A 623-nucleotide genomic window follows, 5' to 3' on the forward strand; every position below is an offset into this window, starting at 1 on the left:
ACGAACGTCTTCTTTCTCTTTCCCTCCTTCCCTTTTTTCCCCCTTTCCTCTTCTTTCCCTTTTTTCTCCTCCTTTTCTTTTTCCCTTTTCTTTTTCTTCCCTTTCTTTCCCTCCCTTTTCCCCCTTTTCCTCTTTCCCTTCTTTCTTCTTCCCCCCCTTCTCTTTCTTTCCTTTTTCCCCTTTTCCCTCCCCCCTCTCCTCCCTCCTCTTTCCTTCCCTCCCTCCCTCTTCTCCCTTCCCCCTCCTTTCCCTTCTTCTCCTTTTCCTTTCCCCTCTCCCCTCTCCCCTTCTCTTCTCTCTCCTTCTTCCTCTTCTCTTTCCTCCCTCCTCCCTTTTTCTCCTCTTTCCTCTCCTCTTTCCTTTCTCTTCTTCTTTTCTCTTCTCCTTTCTTTTTTTTTTTCCTTCTTTTTTTCCTTTTCTTTTCCCTCTTTTTCTTTTTTCTTCTTCTTCTTTCTCCTCCCCTTTCTTCCTTTTTTCTTCCCCTCTTTTCCCTCTTTTTTTTCCCTTTCCCCTTTTCTCCCCTTCTCCCTTCCCCTCTTTTTCTTCCTTCTTTTCTTCCTTTTCTTTCTCTTTTTCTCCTTTTTTTTCCTCTTTCTTCCTTCTTCTTCTTTCCTTCTCCCTCT

Annotated in this window: 1 protein-coding gene; it reads right to left on the reverse strand. The window is 43.8% G+C overall.

Going from position 1 to position 623, the window contains the following annotated elements:
* On the reverse strand, nucleotides 1-623 hold a 623-nt coding region (locus tag K5Q92_RS24590), incomplete at both ends, for a hypothetical protein (RefSeq protein ID WP_220771261.1).

The organism is Shewanella sp. MBTL60-007 (assembly GCF_019654915.1).
Classification (GTDB): Bacteria; Pseudomonadota; Gammaproteobacteria; order Enterobacterales; family Shewanellaceae; genus Shewanella.